The sequence below is a fragment of the Pantoea sp. X-Soil-MYKO-1289 genome, assembly GCF_059730625.1.
The window spans coordinates 4,076,025-4,092,132 of sequence record NZ_AP036004.1 but is presented as its reverse complement, the minus strand read 5'-3'; the positions used below and the strand labels follow the sequence as shown (position 1 = coordinate 4,092,132).

The following is a 16,108-nucleotide window of genomic DNA, read 5'->3' as shown; positions in this document are numbered from 1 at the left end:
TTTTACGCAGCAATCAAGCCTGGTTATCCACAAAAAAAGTGGACGCGATCGAATAAAAACAGACGTTTTAGCTGGGGATCCGGCGAAATACCCGATCCCCTGTGGCAAAGGATCCGCTCAGAGATGAGCCATCCAGCCACTTAGCCAGGCCTCTGCCGGATCTTCGGGGATCTCGTGTTCCAGCACGTCGATTTCCAGCCGCTCGCCGATGCGCTGCGCGCCGCGAGCGATCAACAGCGCGTCCAGCGAACGAATGGCGCCGCAGAAGAGATCGTATTCATGGTTGCCGAGACCGATGGCGCCGAAGCGTAACGCCGACAGATCGGGCTGGGTGTCGGCAATCGCCTCATATAAAGGCTGCAGATTATCCGGCAGTTCGCCTGCGCCGTGGGTAGAACTCACCACCAGCCAGATCCCCTGCTGCGGCAGCTCGTCCAGCGCCGGGCCGTGCAGCAGCTGCGTGGAAAAGCCCGCTTCCTGCAGTTTCTCTTCCAGATGCTCGGCCACATATTCGGCGCTGCCCAGCGTGCTGCCACTGATTAAAGTAATGTCGGCCATGATGCTCTCCCGGAATAAAGGCGAGCATTGTACGCTGTGATCAAGCCGTGATCCACCTGTGGAAAACAGGGTTAATAAAAATGAGGATGCGAACGCAGTCGTTGGCGCTGGCGGCGATCGCGTGGGATAAGATTGTGCACAGAAAAAAAAGATCAGGGTTTGATGGTGCGCATGATCGGGTTTTGCAGCGAGATCAGCGTTTCGGTGGACTGGATTTCGTCAATGGTCTGGATCTTGTTGATCAGCACCTGCTGCAGCGCGTCGATGGATCGGCACATCACCTTAATAAAGATGCTGTAGTGTCCGGTGGTGTACCAGGCCTCGACCACCTCGTCGAGCGCCTCCAGCTTGCTCAGCGCGGCAGGGTAGTCGCGCGCGCTCTTCAGGATGATGCCGATGAAGCAGCAGACGTCGAACCCCAGCTGACGCGGATCGATCTCCACGCGGGTGCCGAGAATAATGCCGGCCTGTTTCATCTTCTCCACGCGAACATGGATGGTGCCCGGACTGACGTTGAACTGTTTCGCCAGCTCGGCGTAAGCGGTGCGGGCATTGTCCAGCAGCGCATTCAGGATCCCGCGATCCAGGTTGTCCAGTTGCAGTGATTCGGCCATATCATCCTCATGTCAGCTCTTCTTCTTTGAACAGAGGAGAATGTGCAGCAAAAAGCGACGGCAGGCAATCTCCGGCAGCGGCGTTTGCCGCTGCCGTCAGGGTTAACGCTTACGCCACAGCGTGACCTGCGCCAGCGAATGCTGATACTTGCGCGCGGTTTCGCGGATCACGAAAGGCTGGTCCTGCGGCGCGCCGATCGGCTCAAACTCCGCCGCCAGCAGCCGTTGCAGCGCCTGCAAGGTGGTAAGCGCCTCGCCGTTTTCGCGGATGCCGCCCAGCCAGTTCTCTTTCGGCGTGAAGGCTTCCAGCCAGGTATAGGGCGAGGAGAGCAGCAGCAGACCGCCGGAGCGTATCATCGGCGCGATATCCTGCAGAAAGCGCTGCGGCTGACGCAGGCGATCGATCAGGTTAGCGGCCAGCACCAGATCGTACTGCGCGGGCTGCGGTTTCAGGTTGCAGGCGTCGCCCTGCACGAACTGGATGCGCCGCGCCTGTTCGACGTCGAGACCGAAGTCTTTCAACCGCACCTGGCGATAGGCCACCAGATCGCCCTCTTCCGGCACCACGTAGCGAAAATCCTCGCCCGAGGCGAGCTGCAGCGCCACGTCGATAAAACGCGCCGAATAATCCATCCCGATCACCCGTTCGAAATGGCGCGCCAGTTCGAAACTGGCGCGGCCGGTAGCGCAGCCGATATCGAGCGCGCTGCCGCGCGACGTGCAGTGGGGCAGCGCCAGCGCCACCAGCGATTCAGCGTAGTTGTCGACGCCGAAATAGCGCGGGCCGTACTGGAAGTCGAGATACTGCGACACCATATCGTCGGTTTCGTAGGGGTTGAGCGTCATCGATTCTTGATGGGAAGAGACGACGTAGCGGAAGCCCGCATGCTGGAAAAAGTGACGGCGGAAGGCGTAGCGCGACGACTTCAGCGCTTCGTTGCCGGTGGAGATCCAGCTGCCGCCCTTGATGATGGAATGCTTGCCGTCGAAGGTCGGCGTCGAGAAGTCATCGTAGAGCGGATGCACGCGGAATCCCTCAAAGCCGTTGATCGGCGTGGTGGTCCACTGCCAGACGTTGCCCACGATGTCGAAAAAGTCGCCCTGAGCGAAGCGATCGACGGCGCAGGATGAGGCCCAGTAGGCCAGGTTGAGGTTGCCCGGCGCCTGCTGCCACTCCGGCTGATCGCCCTCGACCTGCTCGCGCAGCTGCATCCATTCCGCCTCGCACGGCAGCTGCACGGCAGCGCCGGTCTGCTGCGCCTTCCAGCGGCAAAACGCGGCGGCTTCCAGCTGATTGACTTCTGCCGGCCAGTCCCAGGGCATCGCGACTTCTTCGGTCATCAGGCGCAGTTTCAACGCGTCCGGCTGCTGTGCGTCGCCCACCCAGAAGGTCGGCATCTGCGCCTCGGCGAAGCTGCGCCAGCCCCAGCCTTCGTCGTCCCAGTAGTGGCGCTGCTGGTAGCCGCCCGCCGCGACGAATTCGAAAAACTCGGCATTGCTGACCAGCATTTTGCTCGCCTTGAACGGCTGCAGTTCGGTGGTCAGGCTGCCGTATTCGTTATCCCAGCCGTAGGTATCGTCGCTTTTTCCCTGCGTCACGACGCCGCCTGGCATGGCGACCAGGCTGTTGGCCGGCACCCCGTCGCGTTCGCGTCGCGCCTCCTGACAGGCTGGCCACTGCGGCTGCGGCTTAACCCATTCGACAGGCAGCTGGCGCATCAGCACGCTGGAGGTTTCCAGATGAATACGTTCATGCTCGATACCCATCAGGATCACCCACGCCGGGCTTTCCCAGTCGATCGGCAACGTCAGCGGCATGGTTTCGATAAAGCGCGTCACCAGGCTTTTCACTTTGCCGCGGTACTCCCGCACCTCCTGCACGCTGGGCCAGGCGTAGTGGCTGTCGTCGAGATCGTCCCAGCTCATCTCATCCACGCCGATCGCCATCATCGCCTCGATGCGGTCATCGACGCGCGCGTCGATGTAGCGGCCCGCCATCAGCTTATTGATATAGAAAGAGGCGGTATGGCCAAAATAGAAAATTAAAGGATGGCGCAGCGTAATGGCTTTGGTAAACCAGGCGCGATCGTCGGCAAGACAATCGAACAGGCTTTCATACAGTTCCCAGGTTTGCGTGTAGTAAGCCAGCAGCTCGGCGCGTTTCTCTGCAACGCTGCTGCCGGAAAGGCGTACCGTACGGGTCGGCGCCGGTAATGCCTGATGTTGTTGTGCGATGGTCACAGTGAACTCCGTTAGCTGAATAAACACAGCGGGCTATTCACTATAGCAAATAAGAATTTCTGCCCCGTGACTAACGCCGCCAGCGGCGCAGCAGGCGGCTTTTCATGCCGGTATCGAAACGCCAGATATGATCGAAGATGCGCAGAATGCCGGGTTTGCCGTGGGCCGACATCGCCACGGCGTGAAAGCGCTGCTGCTGTTGCAGCTGGCGCTGCTTAATCAGGCTGACGATCTCGTCGGGCAGGCGCTGGGCGATAAAATCGGAGACCACCACCGCGTCGGCATCCTGCCACAGCGCGCCCTCCATACGCTTTGCCACGGCGGCCAGGCAGGCGGCGAGATCGGTGCCGCCGCGAAAGCGCTGGCTGAGAAAGCGGATCGCCTGCTCCAGCCCGTCGTCGCCGGTAAGCTCGTAGCCGATAACGTCGTGGGCAAACAGCATAATGTAGCAGCGGCGGCGATCGGCCAGCGCCACCTTCAGCAGCGCCAGGCAGAACGCCTTGGCGCAGCGCTCGTTGAAGCCGCCCATCGATCCGGAGGTATCGACGCAGACGATAAAGGGGCCGCGCGGCTGCTCTTCGTGCTGCTGGTGGCTGACCGGGCGCAGCGTGACTTTTTCATGCCAGGCGTCGCCCTGCAGTTTGTAGGTCAGCAGCCGTTTTTCCACCAGGCGACGATAAAATTCCAGCTCCAGCTCGCTGATGCTGATGGTCGCCAGCTCCGGCGGCAGCAGACGCAGCACGTCGTCGCTCTGGTGAATGCCGCTCACCTCTTCGGGCACCGCGTCCGGCTCGCGCACCAGCTGATGGAAAGCCTCCAGCGGCGCCTCCTGCGACGGCACCGATTTCGCCTCGCGGCTGCGGCCCAGCTGTTGTGCCAGCGCCAGCAGCTCCGGCTGCTGCGCCAGAAAGTCGCCATACTCCAGCATCAGCTGATAGTCGCCGTGCTGCAGCGGCGCTTTGCTCATATCCCATAAGCGACCGGCCGCGGCCTCGTCGTTGTCGCTCAGCAGCGGCGCCAGCTGGCCGCTCAGCGCCATACGCTGCTGCAGCTCGGCCATCAGGCGTTCGCGCTGCTGCTCCAGCAGCTGTTCGTTAAGCGTCAGCGTCTGCAGCGTCAGGCTGAGGCGCCAGCGCTGCAGAAACAGCGTATGCTGCGCGCCGCTTAGCTGATGCGCGTCGGTATGCTGCAACAGGCGCTGCGCCTCTTCCAGAAAGGGCGAAGGCAGCTGCGTCAGCGTCTCGAGTATTTCGGGCAGCTGCTGGCTGAAGTCGTGATGGCTGAGCAGCTGCGCGCGCTGAAACAGCTGAAACTCGTCGGCCAGCGTTTCCGGCACCGGCGTCGCTTTCAGCTCGGCGTTGATCTCCGCTTTCCAGCGCGGCACGTCGCGCAGCATCGCCTGCTTCAGGCCGGGGAATTTTTCAAAGAAGATCGCCAGCTGCGGGGAGGCGAGCAGCGCGAGGATCAGCTCTTCGATCAGTTCGGCTTCGCCGATCGAGAGCAGCGCGCTGAGCGTCTCCAGCGAGATCATTTACGCGCCTGTTTCAGCTGATCGGCCACGTCCTGCAGGCTGGTTTCGATGCGCGCCAGCCAGTCGTCGCTGATAAACAGACAGCGCTGATGCTGGCTGAACTGATGGCGCTGCGCGCGCAGCTGGGTATCCAGCTCGTCCAGCGCCTCGCTGATTTCAGCCGGCAGTTCGCTGTGCGCAACGGCGCCGGGCAGCGTCAGGCGCGCCGTTTGCAGGCTGACGTCGCGCAGCGCCAGACAGTGCTGCGCATCCACCAGCAGATCGAGCGTCTGGGCGAAACCGATGCCGTTCAGCTTGCCGCGCACGTCGCCGCCCTTCAGCAGCCACTGCTCCAGCGCTTCGCGGGCGATCACCACATGGGTCACCTGCATGTCGTGCAGCGTCAGCGGCTGCTGCAGCATCAGGGTCAGCTGCGGATCCGTCAGGCTGTCAGGCAGCTCGTAGTGCGGCTTGCGGCTAAACATGCCGCTGTGTTTCTCCAGCGTGATCGCCTGCGCCACGCTCCTCTGCTGCTGCAGCGCCAGCCGTCGCGCTTTGAGCTGCTGCAGCCTGAGCAGCAGCGTCTGCTGCTGCCACGCCTGCTGCGTCATCAGCTGGTCAATGGCGCGCTCCAGCACCTGCATAGAGGCGACGTCGTGCCACAGGCAATCTTTCAACAGGATAAGGTCGATTGGCGCGATGGCGCTGCGGCCGCTGTAGAAGGCGCTCGCCTGCAGCAGGTGTATCGCTTTTTTCCAGCGGCGGTCGGAGATATAGGGCGCGTCAGGCAGGGTTTCCAGATGCTGGCGCAGCTGATAGATCAGCTCGAAGACGTTATCCGGCAGGCTGACCTGGCTAATGCCCTGCTGCCACTGATGATACTCCTCGTCGCTGATGCGCAGCGATTCCGCGACCGGGTTGGCGTTTTCATCCTGCTGGTGGGTCAGCATGCTGCGAAAGTTTTGCTTCTCATGCACGTTGTCGAGCCAGAGACGGATCAGCATGCGGTCATAGAGCGCTTCCAGCCCGCTGTCCGCTTCCGGCAGTTCGTTCGAGGCGGTGACCAGCAGGCGCATCGGAATTTTTTCTTCGCTGTCGCCATTGCGGAAGCGGCGCTCGTTAATGGCGGTGAGCAGGGTATTGAGGATGGCGGGGCCCGCCTTCCAGATTTCGTCGAGGAACACGATCTCCGCATCAGGCAGATAGCCTTTCGTCAGGCGCTGATAGCGGCCTTCATCTTTTAACGCCTGGATTGACAGCGGGCCGAATACCTCTTCCGGCGTCGAGAAGCGCGTCATCAGGTATTCAAAGGCGCGGGCGTTCTGAAACGCGTATTTCAGGCGGCGGGCGATCAGGCTCTTGGCGATGCCCGGCGGGCCGAGCAAAAACACGCTTTCACCGCTCAGCGCCGCCAGCAGACAGAGGCGAATAGCGTCGTGGCGTTCATACAGACCCTTCTCCAGGGCATTGCTGAGACGAGAAATTCTTTCTGCCAAAAGATGGGGTTGAGCCATAATCACTTCATTGTCCTTCTGTTACTGCTGCCGTCTTATTATGGCAGGCGCACTACTCTACTGATTATGATGCGTGAAAGCGTTGATTGCCGTCCGCTTTTTTTGTGTCACAAAATCCAATCATCGCATAATGCCGCCAGAAAAATCGTCAACGCTGATAGCATTGATGTAAGTGCGGGATGGGTTTTTTAGAAAACAGGTGCATACTGTGCGCTTTTTGACAGCAAGAGCGATGGGGTACTGCGCCTCTCTGCTCCAACAAAAGATAACTCTATGAGCTCGGATAATAAGCAATCACTTAGTGCGTTAACGCTGGCCGCGATTGGCGTAGTGTATGGCGATATCGGCACCAGCCCGCTCTATACCTTGCGTGAATGCCTCTCCGGTCAGTTTGGTTTCGGCGTTGAGCGCGAAGCGGTTTTCGGCTTTCTGTCGCTGATTTTCTGGCTGCTGCTGCTGGTGGTGTCGCTGAAATATATCAGCTACGTCATGCGCGCGGACAACGCCGGCGAGGGCGGCATTTTAACTCTGATGTCGCTGGCGGGCCGCAATACCGGCGCGCGCGCCACGGCAGTGCTGGTGATTATGGGCCTGATCGGCGGCAGCTTCTTTTATGGTGAAGTGGTGATTACGCCGGCTATCTCCGTGATGTCGGCGATCGAAGGGCTGGAGATCGCCGCGCCCTCGCTCGATCCCTTTATCGTCCCGCTCTCTATCGCGGTGCTGACGCTGCTGTTTATGATCCAGAAGCACGGCACCGGCATGGTGGGCAAACTCTTCGCCCCGGTGATGCTGATCTGGTTCGCCACGCTGGCGGTGCTGGGCGTTACCGGCATCATGAAGAACCCGGAAGTGCTGCAGGCGCTTAATCCCTCCTGGGCGGTCAGCTTCTTCGTGCACTACAAAACCATCTCATTCTTTGCGCTGGGCGCGGTGGTGCTGGCGATTACCGGGGTGGAGGCGCTGTATGCGGATATGGGGCACTTCGGCAAAATGCCGATTCGCATCGCCTGGTTTATCGTAGTGCTGCCCTCGCTGGTGCTGAACTATTTCGGCCAGGGCGCGCTGCTGCTCAGCGATCCCAAAGCGATTAAAAACCCCTTCTTCCTGCTGGCGCCGGACTGGGCGCTGATCCCGCTGCTGATTCTGGCCACGCTGGCGACGGTGATCGCCTCGCAGGCGGTGATCTCCGGCGTCTTCTCGCTGACGCGCCAGGCGGTGCGTCTGGGCTATCTGCCTGGCATGCGCATTATCCATACCTCGGAGATGGAGTCCGGTCAGATCTACGTGCCGATGATCAACTGGGTGCTCTATTTCGCCGTGCTGATCGTGATTATCAGCTTTGAACACTCCAGCAATCTGGCGGCGGCTTACGGCATCGCGGTCACCGGCACCATGGTGCTGACCTCGATTCTCTCCTGTACCGTCGCGGTGAAAAACTGGCACTGGAACCGGCTGGCGGTCGGCCTGATCCTGACGCTGTTTCTCTGCATCGACGTGCCGCTCTTCTCTGCCAACCTGATTAAGCTCTTCTCCGGCGGCTGGCTGCCGATCTGTCTGGGGCTGATCATGTTCCTGATTATGACGACCTGGAAGAGCGAACGCTTTCGCCTGCTGCGCCGGATGCACGAGCACGGCAACTCGCTGGAGGCGATGATCGCCTCGCTGGAGAAATCGCCGCCGGTGCGCGTGCCGGGCACCGCCGTCTATATGTCGCGCGCGCTCAACGTGATCCCCTTTGCGCTGCTGCACAACCTTAAGCACAACAAGGTGCTACACGAGCGCGTGGTCTTTTTGACGCTGCGCACCGAAGATGCGCCTTACGTGCATAACGTGCGCCGCGTCGCCATCGAACAGCTGTCGCCGACCTTCTGGCGCGTGGTGGCGAGCTACGGCTGGCGCGAAACGCCGAATGTAGAGGAGATCTTTCACCGCTGCGGGCTGGAAGGGCTTAACTGCCGGATGATGGAGACCTCATTCTTTATGTCGCACGAGTCGCTGATTATGGGCAAACGTCCCTGGTATCTGCGCCTGCGCGGCAAGCTCTTCCTGGCGCTGCAGCGCAATGCGCTGCGCGCGCCTGACCAGTTCGAGATCCCGCCGAACCGGGTAATCGAACTCGGCACCCAGGTCGAGATCTGAGGGTTACCAGCGCAGGGCGACGCAGAGTCCGCCGCCCTCGCGCTGGCTGAAACGCAGCTGCATGCCGTGCAGCTGCGCGACGTTCCGCACGATCGATAATCCCAGCCCGCTACCGCTTTTTTCCTGTCCCGGCGGCCGCCAGAAGCGCTCGCCCAGACGCTGCAGCTCCGTCTCGCTCAGGCCCGCGCCATTATCCTCGACGCGCAACCCGCGGCTCTCCAGCACGACTCTGACGTCGCTGCCTTCCGGCGTGTAGCGGATGGCGTTGTCCAGCAGGTTGCGCGCCAGCAGCGACAGCAGCAGCGGATGACCCTGAATAACCGGCTCGGCAAGGCTTTCCAGACGCAGCGCGACGCCGGCGCGATCGGCGTGCGGCAGCTGCTCGGCCAGCGCCTCCTGCAGCAGGCTATGGAGGTCGACAGGCTGAAACGCGCCGCGCGCGTCCTCAGCTTCGGCGCGCGACAGCGTCAGCAGCTGATCCACCAGCCGCGTGGCGCGCTGAATGCCGGCGTCCAGCTGGCGCAAAGCGTGCTGGCGCATCACTTCGTCGTCAGCGGCAAGCTGCACCACTTCGCTCTGCACGCGCAGCGCCGCCAGCGGACTGCGTAGCTCATGGGCGGCGTCAGAGGTAAAGCGGCGCTCGCGCTGCACCATGGCGCTGATGCGGCTGAACAGCCCGTTCAGCGCTTCCGTCAGCGGTCTGACCTCCAGCGGCACCCGCCCGGCGTCCAGCGGCCTGTCGTCATCCGGCGCGCGCTGCGCCAGCAGCTGCGTGATGCGCTTGAGCGGGCGCAGCTCGCGCCACACCAGGCCGAGCAGCAGCAACAGCATCAGCGGCAGCGCGATAAGCCAGGGCAGAATGCTGCTTTGCACCAGCGCTTTCGCCATATCGTCGCGGTATTCCCACTCCTGGCCCACCACGATGCGGTGCTGGCCGTCCGGCGTCGTCAGCCAGACAAACCGCCAGCGGTCGTCGTCGTCGATTAACCGCCCGTCATGAAACCCCTGCGCCTCGGCGTCGAACGGCAGCATTCTGCCGTTTTCGCCGTCGTTCAGCACGGGTCTGCCGTCGCGGGTGAAAATAGCAAAGGCGAGCGCGTCGTCATCCTGATCGCCGCGATGGTGGCGCAGCAGCGCCTTGTTTTTGGGCAGCGTGGCGTCAGCGGGCGCGGCGAGGTCAAGCGCCATCAGGCGTTTGGCGAACAGCAGCTGCTGGGTGTCGAACAGTTCGTTGATGGTATCGCGCGTCTGTAGCCAGGCGCTCAGGCTGGCGCAGCCCCAGCAGAGGCCGAGCAGCAGCACGAAGCCGACGCCAAGCCGGAGAAACAGGCTCATTGCGGCTCTCCCAGCATATAGCCGACGCCGTGTACGGTACGGATAAAGCTCGCGCCGAGCTTTTTACGCAGGTGATGAATATGCACCTCCACCGCGTTGCTGGAGACGTCGGCATCCCAGCTGTAGAGCTTCTCTTCCAGCTGCGCGCGCGTCAGCACGCGGCCGGGATGGCGTAAAAACAGTTCCAGCAGCGCCAGCTCCCGGCTTTTGAGCGGCACCTGCTCGCCATCGCGCGTCACGCTGTGGCTGGCGGGCTGCATAATGACGTTGCCGTGACGCAGCTCCGGCTGCAGCTGGCCGTGGCGACGCCGGATGAGCGCCTGTAGCCGCGCGGCGACTTCCGTCAGGGCGAAGGGTTTGCAGAGATAGTCGTCCGCGCCCAGCTGCAAACCCTCCACGCGCTGATCGAGGGCGTCGCGCGCGGTCAGGATCAGCACCGGCACGTCCGCGCCCTGCTGGCGCCAGTCGCGCAGAATCTCCAGCCCGTCGCGCTGCGGCAGCGAAAGATCGAGGATCACCGCATCCCAGGGCGCCGCATGCAGCGCGGCGAAACCCTCATCGCCGGAAACAAACCAGTCGACGCTGAAACCTAATTTGCCCAGGCCGGCCTTGATGCCGTCGCCAATCAGCCGGTCATCCTCAATCAGTAAAATGCGCATCTTCCCTCCTTTATCCGCAAAGGCTTTATACGAAGGAGAACGGCGCTTGTACAGGCGATATCGCCACTTTTCGCTTATTTTTACCTCTTAAGATCCTGTTAAGAACTCGCTGTTTTAATAGGAGGCGTACCAAATACACATTCATGGAAACGAGGTGACTTGATGAAAAAGCATGCCGCACTTTTAGCTATCCTGGCGCTGACCACCGCGCCGGTCTTTGCCGCGACTCAGGGCGGATTTGTCGATGGGAATGCGCCTGCCGCTCAGGCGAAACAGGGAGGTTTTCAACACGACCAGAGCAGCGTGGTCACCGTTAAGCAGGCGGAAGAGATGAAAGACGACAGCTGGATTACCGTGCGCGGCCAGCTGGAGAAGCAGATCGGCGACGAGGATTATCTGTTTCGCGACGCCACCGGCACTATGAAAGTTGAGATCGACCACAAGCGCTGGGACGGTTTGACCATCACGCCGAAAGATCGCGTTGAGCTGACGGGCGAGCTGGATAAAGATTTCAACAGCATCGAACTTGACGTTAAGCAGGTGCGTAAAGCGCCGTAACGCCTTTCCTGCCGGGCCGCGTCTGCGGCCCTTTTATCGCCTAAGCCAAATTTCATCTCGCGTGAGCGAAACGTTTCGATAACGATCACACTTCTCGATTTCCCCCGTTGAGTTACCGCCGCCATTTCATACACTGCCGCTAGCGAAACGTTTCGCTCTGGAGCAGAAAATGAAAAAAGGTCGCCTGTTAAACGCTGAACTCTCTTACGTGATTGCCCGCCTGGGCCATACGGATACGCTGACCATAGCCGATGCCGGCTTGCCGATCCCGGCAGGACCGCAGCGCATCGATCTGGCGCTGACGCCCGGCACGCCCGATTTTATGCAGGTGATGAAAGCCGTCACGCTGGAGATGCAGGTGGAGAGCGCCCTGATTGCGGAAGAGATTAAGCAGCACAATCCGCAGCTCCATAGCGAGCTTCTCGCCGTGCTCGAAGCCTTGCAACAGCACCAGGGAAACAAGATTGCAGTACGTTACACCAGTCATGAACAGTTCAAACAACAGACTCAACGCAGTCAGGCGGTCATTCGCAGCGGAGAGTGCTCTCCGTTTGCGAATGTCATCCTGAGCGCTGGCGTCACCTTCTGAGGCCGTTATGCAACCCTTATTACAGCTCCAGGGGATTGAGAAATCCTTTCCCGGCGTAAAGGCGTTAAAGAGCGCGTCGCTGGCGGTCTATCCAGGACGCGTGATGGCGCTGGTAGGCGAGAACGGCGCCGGCAAATCCACCATGATGAAGGTGCTGACCGGCATCTACAGCCGCGACGCGGGCTCGCTGCGCTGGCTGGGCGAAGAGACCACTTTCAGCGGCCCGAAAGCGTCGCAGGAAGCGGGTATCGGCATTATTCATCAGGAACTGAACCTCATTCCGCAGCTGACCGTGGCGGAAAATATTTTTCTGGGACGCGAGTTCGTTAACCGGTTCGGCCGTATCGACTGGAAGCGGATGTACGCCGAGGCGGACGCGCTGCTGAAGCGTCTTAACCTGCGTTTCAACAGCCACAAGCTGGTGGGCGATCTTTCGATCGGCGATCAGCAGATGGTGGAGATCGCCAAAGTCCTGAGCTTTAAGTCGCAGGTGATCATCATGGATGAGCCGACCGACGCGCTGACCGATACCGAAACGCTGTCGCTGTTTCGCGTGATCAACGAACTCAAGGCGCAGGGCTGCGGCATTGTTTATATCTCCCACCGCATGAAAGAGATCTTCGAGATTTGCGACGACGTGACGGTTTTCCGCGACGGCCAGTTTATTGCCGAACGTCCGGTGAAGGAGCTTAGCGAAGAGAGCCTGATCGAGATGATGGTCGGGCGCAAGCTGGAAGATCAATACCCGCGCCTCGACCAGGCGCCGGGAGAGGTTCGTCTTAAGGTCGAAAATCTTAGCGGACCGGGCGTGCATGACGTTAGCTTTACGCTGCGCAAAGGCGAGATCCTTGGCGTCTCCGGGCTGATGGGCGCCGGACGCACCGAGCTGATGAAGCTGCTTTACGGCGCCCTGCCGCGCAGCAAAGGCCGCGTCTGGCTCGACGGCCGCGAAGTGGTGACGCGCGCGCCGCAGGATGGACTCGCCAGCGGCATCGTCTATATCTCCGAGGATCGCAAGCGCGACGGGCTGGTGCTGGGCATGTCGGTAAAAGAGAACATGTCGCTGACGGCGCTGCGTTATTTCAGCAACGGCAGCGGCACGCTGAAACATGCCGCCGAGCAGCTGGCGGTGGGCGATTTTATCCGTCTTTTCAATATCAAAACGCCGTCAATGGAGCAGGCGATCGGCCTGCTCTCCGGCGGCAATCAGCAGAAAGTGGCCATCGCGCGCGGGTTGATGACGCGTCCCAACGTGCTGATCCTGGATGAACCGACGCGCGGCGTCGACGTCGGGGCGAAAAAAGAGATTTACCAGCTTATCAATCAGTTCAAGGCCGAAGGGCTAAGCATCATTCTTGTCTCATCGGAGATGCCGGAAGTGCTTGGCATGAGCGACCGCATCCTGGTGATGCATGAAGGCCGTTCCGGCGGCGAATTTACCCGCGAGCAGGCGACGCAGGAATCGTTAATGGCGGCAGCCGTAGGCAAGCAACACAGCGAGGATTTAGTTGTATGAGCACCCAAACCTTACCCTCCAGCCGTCGCTGGTTCAGCAAAGCCTGGCTGATGGAGCAAAAATCGCTGATTGCGCTCATCGTGCTGATCGCGGTGGTGGCGAGCCAGAGCCCTAACTTTTTCACCGTAGCGAACCTGTTCAATATTCTGCAGCAGACCTCGGTCAACGCCATTATGGCGGTCGGCATGACGCTGGTGATCCTCACCTCCGGCATCGATCTCTCGGTGGGATCGCTGCTGGCGCTGACGGGCGCGGTGGCCGCCTCGCTGGTGGGCATGGAAGTCAACGCGCTGGTGGCGGTAGCGGGCGCGCTGGCGCTGGGGGCGGCGATCGGCGCCGTCACCGGCACTATCGTGGCGCGCGGCAAAGTGCAGGCCTTTATCGCCACCCTGGTGATGATGCTGCTGCTGCGCGGCGTCACCATGGTCTACACCGACGGCAGCCCGATTAATACCGGCTTCAATGACAACGCCGATCTCTTCGGCTGGTTCGGCATCGGCCGTCCGCTGGGGATCCCGACGCCGGTGTGGCTGATGGCCATCGTCTTCCTGCTCGCCTGGTACATGCTGCACCACACGCGCCTCGGCCGTTACATCTACGCGCTGGGCGGCAATGAAGCGGCTACGCGCCTCTCCGGCATCAACGTTAACCGCGTAAAAGTGATCGTCTACGCCCTGAGCGGCATGCTGGCCGCGCTGGCGGGCACCATCGAGGTCGCGCGCCTCTCTTCGGCCCAGCCGACGGCGGGCACCGGCTACGAGCTGGACGCTATCGCGGCGGTGGTGCTGGGCGGCACCAGCCTGGCGGGCGGTAAAGGGCGCATTATGGGCACCCTGATTGGCGCGCTGATCCTGGGCTTCCTGAATAACGGCCTCAACCTGATGGGCGTCTCTTCCTACTACCAGATGATCGTAAAAGCGGTGGTAATCCTGCTGGCGGTACTGGTGGATAACAAAAGCAGTAAATAACTCTGACCTTTACACAGGATGAAATGATGAAAAAGTTGACCGCACTGGCTGTGATCCTCGGCGCGACATTAAGCGCCAGCGCAGTGGCGAAAGATACCATCGCGCTGGTGGTATCGACGCTGAATAACCCCTTCTTCGTCTCGCTGAAAGAGGGCGCGCAGAAAGAGGCTGACAAGCTGGGCTATAACCTGGTGGTGCTGGATTCGCAGAACAACCCGGCGAAAGAGCTGGCTAACGTGCAGGATCTGACCGTGCGCGGCGCCAGACTGCTGCTGATCAACCCAACCGATTCCGATGCGGTCGGCAACGCGGTGAAAATGGCCAACCAGGCCAATATCCCGGTGATCACGCTGGACCGCGTCGCGGCGCAGGGCAAAGTGGTGAGCCATGTCGCCTCCGACAACCGTTTCGGCGGTAAAATGGCGGGCGACTACATCGCTAAACGTCTTGGCGACAGCGCCAAAATTATTGAACTGCAGGGGATTGCCGGCACCTCTGCGGCGCGCGAACGCGGCGAAGGCTTTAAACAGGCCTCGGACGCGCATAAATTCCAGGTGCTGGCGAGCCAGCCGGCGGACTTCGATCGCACTAAAGGCCTGAACGTGATGCAGAACCTGCTGCAGGCGCATCCGGACGTGCAGGCGGTATTTGCGCAAAATGATGAAATGGCGCTTGGCGCGTTACGTGCATTGCAAACTGCCGGGAAATCTGATGTCGTGGTAGTCGGCTTTGACGGCACCGCCGACGGCGTAAAAGCGGTCGAAGGCGGCAAGCTGGCGGCGACAGTCGCTCAGATGCCGGAAAAGATCGGCATGATTGGCGTTGATACCGCCGATAAAGTGCTGAAAGGTGAAAAAGTGCAGGCCATCAATCCCGTTGACCTGAAACTGGTCACCAAATAACTCAAAGAAAAGCAGGGCAATGCGCCACCCTTAAACCGGTGGCGCACTCTTTCTGGATCACACCCTATGAGCAAAAGCGCAAAACTGGCCGTTCTCGGCAGCATTAATGCTGACCATATTCTTAACCTGACGCACTTTCCTCGTCCCGGCGAAACGGTGATCGGTGAGCAGTATACCGTTGCGTTTGGCGGCAAAGGGGCGAACCAGGCGGTCGCCGCCGGGCGAGCGGGCGCAGATATCGCCTTTATCGCCTGCCTGGGCGATGACGCTATCGGCGAGCGTATCCGCGCGCAGCTGGCGCGGGACAGCGTCGATACCGCCGCGGTTGAAACCGTGAGCGGCGAACCCACCGGCGTGGCGATGATTTTCGTCAACGGCGAAGGGGAAAACAGCATCGGCATCTGCGCGGGCGCCAATGCGGCGTTGACGCCAGACTGCGTGGAGCGACATCAGCAGGTCATCGTCAACGCTTCGGCGCTGCTGATGCAGCTGGAGTCGCCGCTGGAGAGCGTGCTGGCTGCGGCGAAGATAGCGCGCGCCCATCAGACCCAGGTGATCCTCAATCCCGCCCCGGCGACGCCGCTCGACGATGAGCTGCTGGCGCTGGTGGATATCATCACGCCGAATGAAACCGAAGCGGAAAGCCTGACCGGCATCGCCGTCTCCAGCGACGAGGACGCGGCGCGCGCGGCAGAGGCGCTGCACGCCAAAGGTATCGGCACCGTGCTGATCACCCTGGGACGTCGCGGCGTCTGGCTGAGCGAACAGGGCGAAAAAGGCGAGCGCATTGCCGGCTTTACGGTGAAAGCGGTCGATACCATCGCGGCCGGCGACACCTTTAACGGCGCATTTATCACGGCGCGGCTGGAAGGCAAAAGCCTGCATGACGCGGTACGCTTCGCCCATGCGGCGGCGGCAATCGCCGTCACGCGTCCGGGCGCGCAGCCCTCCGTGCCCTGGCGCGCGGAAATCGACGATTTTCTACTTCAGCAGGGTTAAGCC

Annotated in this window: 14 protein-coding genes; 7 read left to right on the top strand and 7 right to left on the bottom strand. The window is 61.0% G+C overall.

Annotation, left to right across the window (positions count from 1 at the left end):
- Window positions 1–117: 117 nt before the first annotated feature.
- The 5 genes from mioC to ravA all read right to left on the bottom strand — a co-directional run bounded on the left by mioC (window position 118) and on the right by ravA (window position 6,437).
- Window positions 118–558 carry an FMN-binding protein MioC gene (gene mioC / locus AC6I7Z_RS19410; protein WP_497815374.1) on the bottom strand — a complete coding sequence of 147 codons (441 nt, stop codon included), beginning with the start codon at window positions 556–558 and terminating at the stop codon, window positions 118–120.
- A 152-nt stretch (window positions 559–710) separates the two neighbouring features.
- Window positions 711–1,172 carry a transcriptional regulator AsnC gene (asnC, locus tag AC6I7Z_RS19405; RefSeq protein WP_033755376.1) on the bottom strand — a complete coding sequence of 154 codons (462 nt, stop codon included), beginning with the start codon at window positions 1,170–1,172 and terminating at the stop codon, window positions 711–713.
- Window positions 1,173–1,274: 102 nt separating this feature from the next.
- The gene (gene ovoA / locus AC6I7Z_RS19400) at window positions 1,275–3,413 is read right to left on the bottom strand and encodes a 5-histidylcysteine sulfoxide synthase (RefSeq protein WP_497815373.1); all 2,139 of its coding nucleotides are present in this window, start codon (window positions 3,411–3,413) and stop codon (window positions 1,275–1,277) included.
- 70 nt (window positions 3,414–3,483) lie between these two features.
- On the bottom strand, window positions 3,484–4,944 hold the full coding sequence (viaA, locus tag AC6I7Z_RS19395; protein ID WP_497815372.1) for an ATPase RavA stimulator ViaA: 1,461 nt from the start codon (window positions 4,942–4,944) through the stop codon (window positions 3,484–3,486).
- Complete coding sequence (gene ravA / locus AC6I7Z_RS19390) at window positions 4,941–6,437, bottom strand: ATPase RavA (RefSeq protein ID WP_497815371.1); 1,497 nt, start codon at window positions 6,435–6,437, stop codon at window positions 4,941–4,943. Before ravA ends, viaA begins: the two co-directional genes overlap by 4 nt.
- Window positions 6,438–6,710: 273 nt before the next feature.
- Here ravA and kup point away from each other — a divergent pair, with 273 nt between their 5' ends.
- Complete coding sequence (gene kup / locus AC6I7Z_RS19385) at window positions 6,711–8,579, top strand: low affinity potassium transporter Kup (RefSeq protein WP_033755365.1); 1,869 nt, start codon at window positions 6,711–6,713, stop codon at window positions 8,577–8,579.
- Window positions 8,580–8,582: 3 nt separating this feature from the next.
- Here the strand turns inward: kup and qseC are convergent, their stop codons facing one another.
- Window positions 8,583–9,914, bottom strand: coding sequence for a quorum sensing histidine kinase QseC (qseC, locus tag AC6I7Z_RS19380; RefSeq protein WP_497815370.1), 1,332 nt, complete (start codon window positions 9,912–9,914; stop codon window positions 8,583–8,585).
- Window positions 9,911–10,573: a quorum sensing response regulator transcription factor QseB gene (gene qseB / locus AC6I7Z_RS19375; protein WP_497815369.1), complete on the bottom strand. Its 663-nt coding sequence runs from the start codon at window positions 10,571–10,573 to the stop codon at window positions 9,911–9,913. The genes qseC and qseB overlap by 4 nt, the downstream gene beginning before the upstream one ends.
- 162 nt (window positions 10,574–10,735) lie before the next feature.
- On the opposite strand from qseB, the gene AC6I7Z_RS19370 reads away from it, so the two are divergent.
- From AC6I7Z_RS19370 to rbsK, 6 genes are all read left to right on the top strand, one after another.
- Window positions 10,736–11,131, top strand: a complete 396-nt coding sequence (locus AC6I7Z_RS19370) for a YgiW/YdeI family stress tolerance OB fold protein (RefSeq protein WP_497815368.1) — start codon at window positions 10,736–10,738, stop codon at window positions 11,129–11,131.
- Between the two features lie 169 nt (window positions 11,132–11,300).
- Window positions 11,301–11,720 (top strand): D-ribose pyranase, encoded by a 420-nt coding sequence (gene rbsD / locus AC6I7Z_RS19365; protein ID WP_497815367.1) that lies wholly within the window; start codon window positions 11,301–11,303, stop codon window positions 11,718–11,720.
- A 7-nt stretch (window positions 11,721–11,727) separates the two neighbouring features.
- Window positions 11,728–13,236: a ribose ABC transporter ATP-binding protein RbsA gene (gene rbsA, locus AC6I7Z_RS19360; RefSeq protein ID WP_497815366.1), complete on the top strand. Its 1,509-nt coding sequence runs from the start codon at window positions 11,728–11,730 to the stop codon at window positions 13,234–13,236.
- Complete coding sequence (gene rbsC / locus AC6I7Z_RS19355; RefSeq protein WP_497815365.1) at window positions 13,233–14,204, top strand: ribose ABC transporter permease; 972 nt, start codon at window positions 13,233–13,235, stop codon at window positions 14,202–14,204. The genes rbsA and rbsC overlap by 4 nt, the downstream gene beginning before the upstream one ends.
- 26 nt (window positions 14,205–14,230) lie before the next feature.
- Window positions 14,231–15,106: a ribose ABC transporter substrate-binding protein RbsB gene (gene rbsB / locus AC6I7Z_RS19350; RefSeq protein ID WP_497815364.1), complete on the top strand. Its 876-nt coding sequence runs from the start codon at window positions 14,231–14,233 to the stop codon at window positions 15,104–15,106.
- A 66-nt stretch (window positions 15,107–15,172) separates the two neighbouring features.
- Entirely contained in the window at window positions 15,173–16,105 is a 933-nt protein-coding gene (rbsK, locus tag AC6I7Z_RS19345) for a ribokinase (protein WP_497815363.1), read from the top strand.
- Window positions 16,106–16,108 lie beyond the last annotated feature (3 nt).

Excerpts from the sequence above, each read along its gene's own strand:
- qseB (WP_497815369.1), bottom strand. The coding sequence starts at position 10,573 with ATGCGCATTTTACTGATTGAGGATGACCGGCTGATTGGCGACGGCATC.
- AC6I7Z_RS19370 (WP_497815368.1), top strand. The coding sequence starts at position 10,736 with ATGAAAAAGCATGCCGCACTTTTAGCTATCCTGGCGCTGACCACCGCG.
- rbsB (WP_497815364.1), top strand. The coding sequence starts at position 14,231 with ATGAAAAAGTTGACCGCACTGGCTGTGATCCTCGGCGCGACATTAAGC.
- rbsD (WP_497815367.1), top strand. The coding sequence starts at position 11,301 with ATGAAAAAAGGTCGCCTGTTAAACGCTGAACTCTCTTACGTGATTGCC.
- ravA (WP_497815371.1), bottom strand. The coding sequence starts at position 6,437 with ATGGCTCAACCCCATCTTTTGGCAGAAAGAATTTCTCGTCTCAGCAAT.
- asnC (WP_033755376.1), bottom strand. The coding sequence starts at position 1,172 with ATGGCCGAATCACTGCAACTGGACAACCTGGATCGCGGGATCCTGAAT.
- rbsA (WP_497815366.1), top strand. The coding sequence starts at position 11,728 with ATGCAACCCTTATTACAGCTCCAGGGGATTGAGAAATCCTTTCCCGGC.
- qseC (WP_497815370.1), bottom strand. The coding sequence starts at position 9,914 with ATGAGCCTGTTTCTCCGGCTTGGCGTCGGCTTCGTGCTGCTGCTCGGC.
- viaA (WP_497815372.1), bottom strand. The coding sequence starts at position 4,944 with ATGATCTCGCTGGAGACGCTCAGCGCGCTGCTCTCGATCGGCGAAGCC.
- rbsK (WP_497815363.1), top strand. The coding sequence starts at position 15,173 with ATGAGCAAAAGCGCAAAACTGGCCGTTCTCGGCAGCATTAATGCTGAC.
- rbsC (WP_497815365.1), top strand. The coding sequence starts at position 13,233 with ATGAGCACCCAAACCTTACCCTCCAGCCGTCGCTGGTTCAGCAAAGCC.
- mioC (WP_497815374.1), bottom strand. The coding sequence starts at position 558 with ATGGCCGACATTACTTTAATCAGTGGCAGCACGCTGGGCAGCGCCGAA.
- kup (WP_033755365.1), top strand. The coding sequence starts at position 6,711 with ATGAGCTCGGATAATAAGCAATCACTTAGTGCGTTAACGCTGGCCGCG.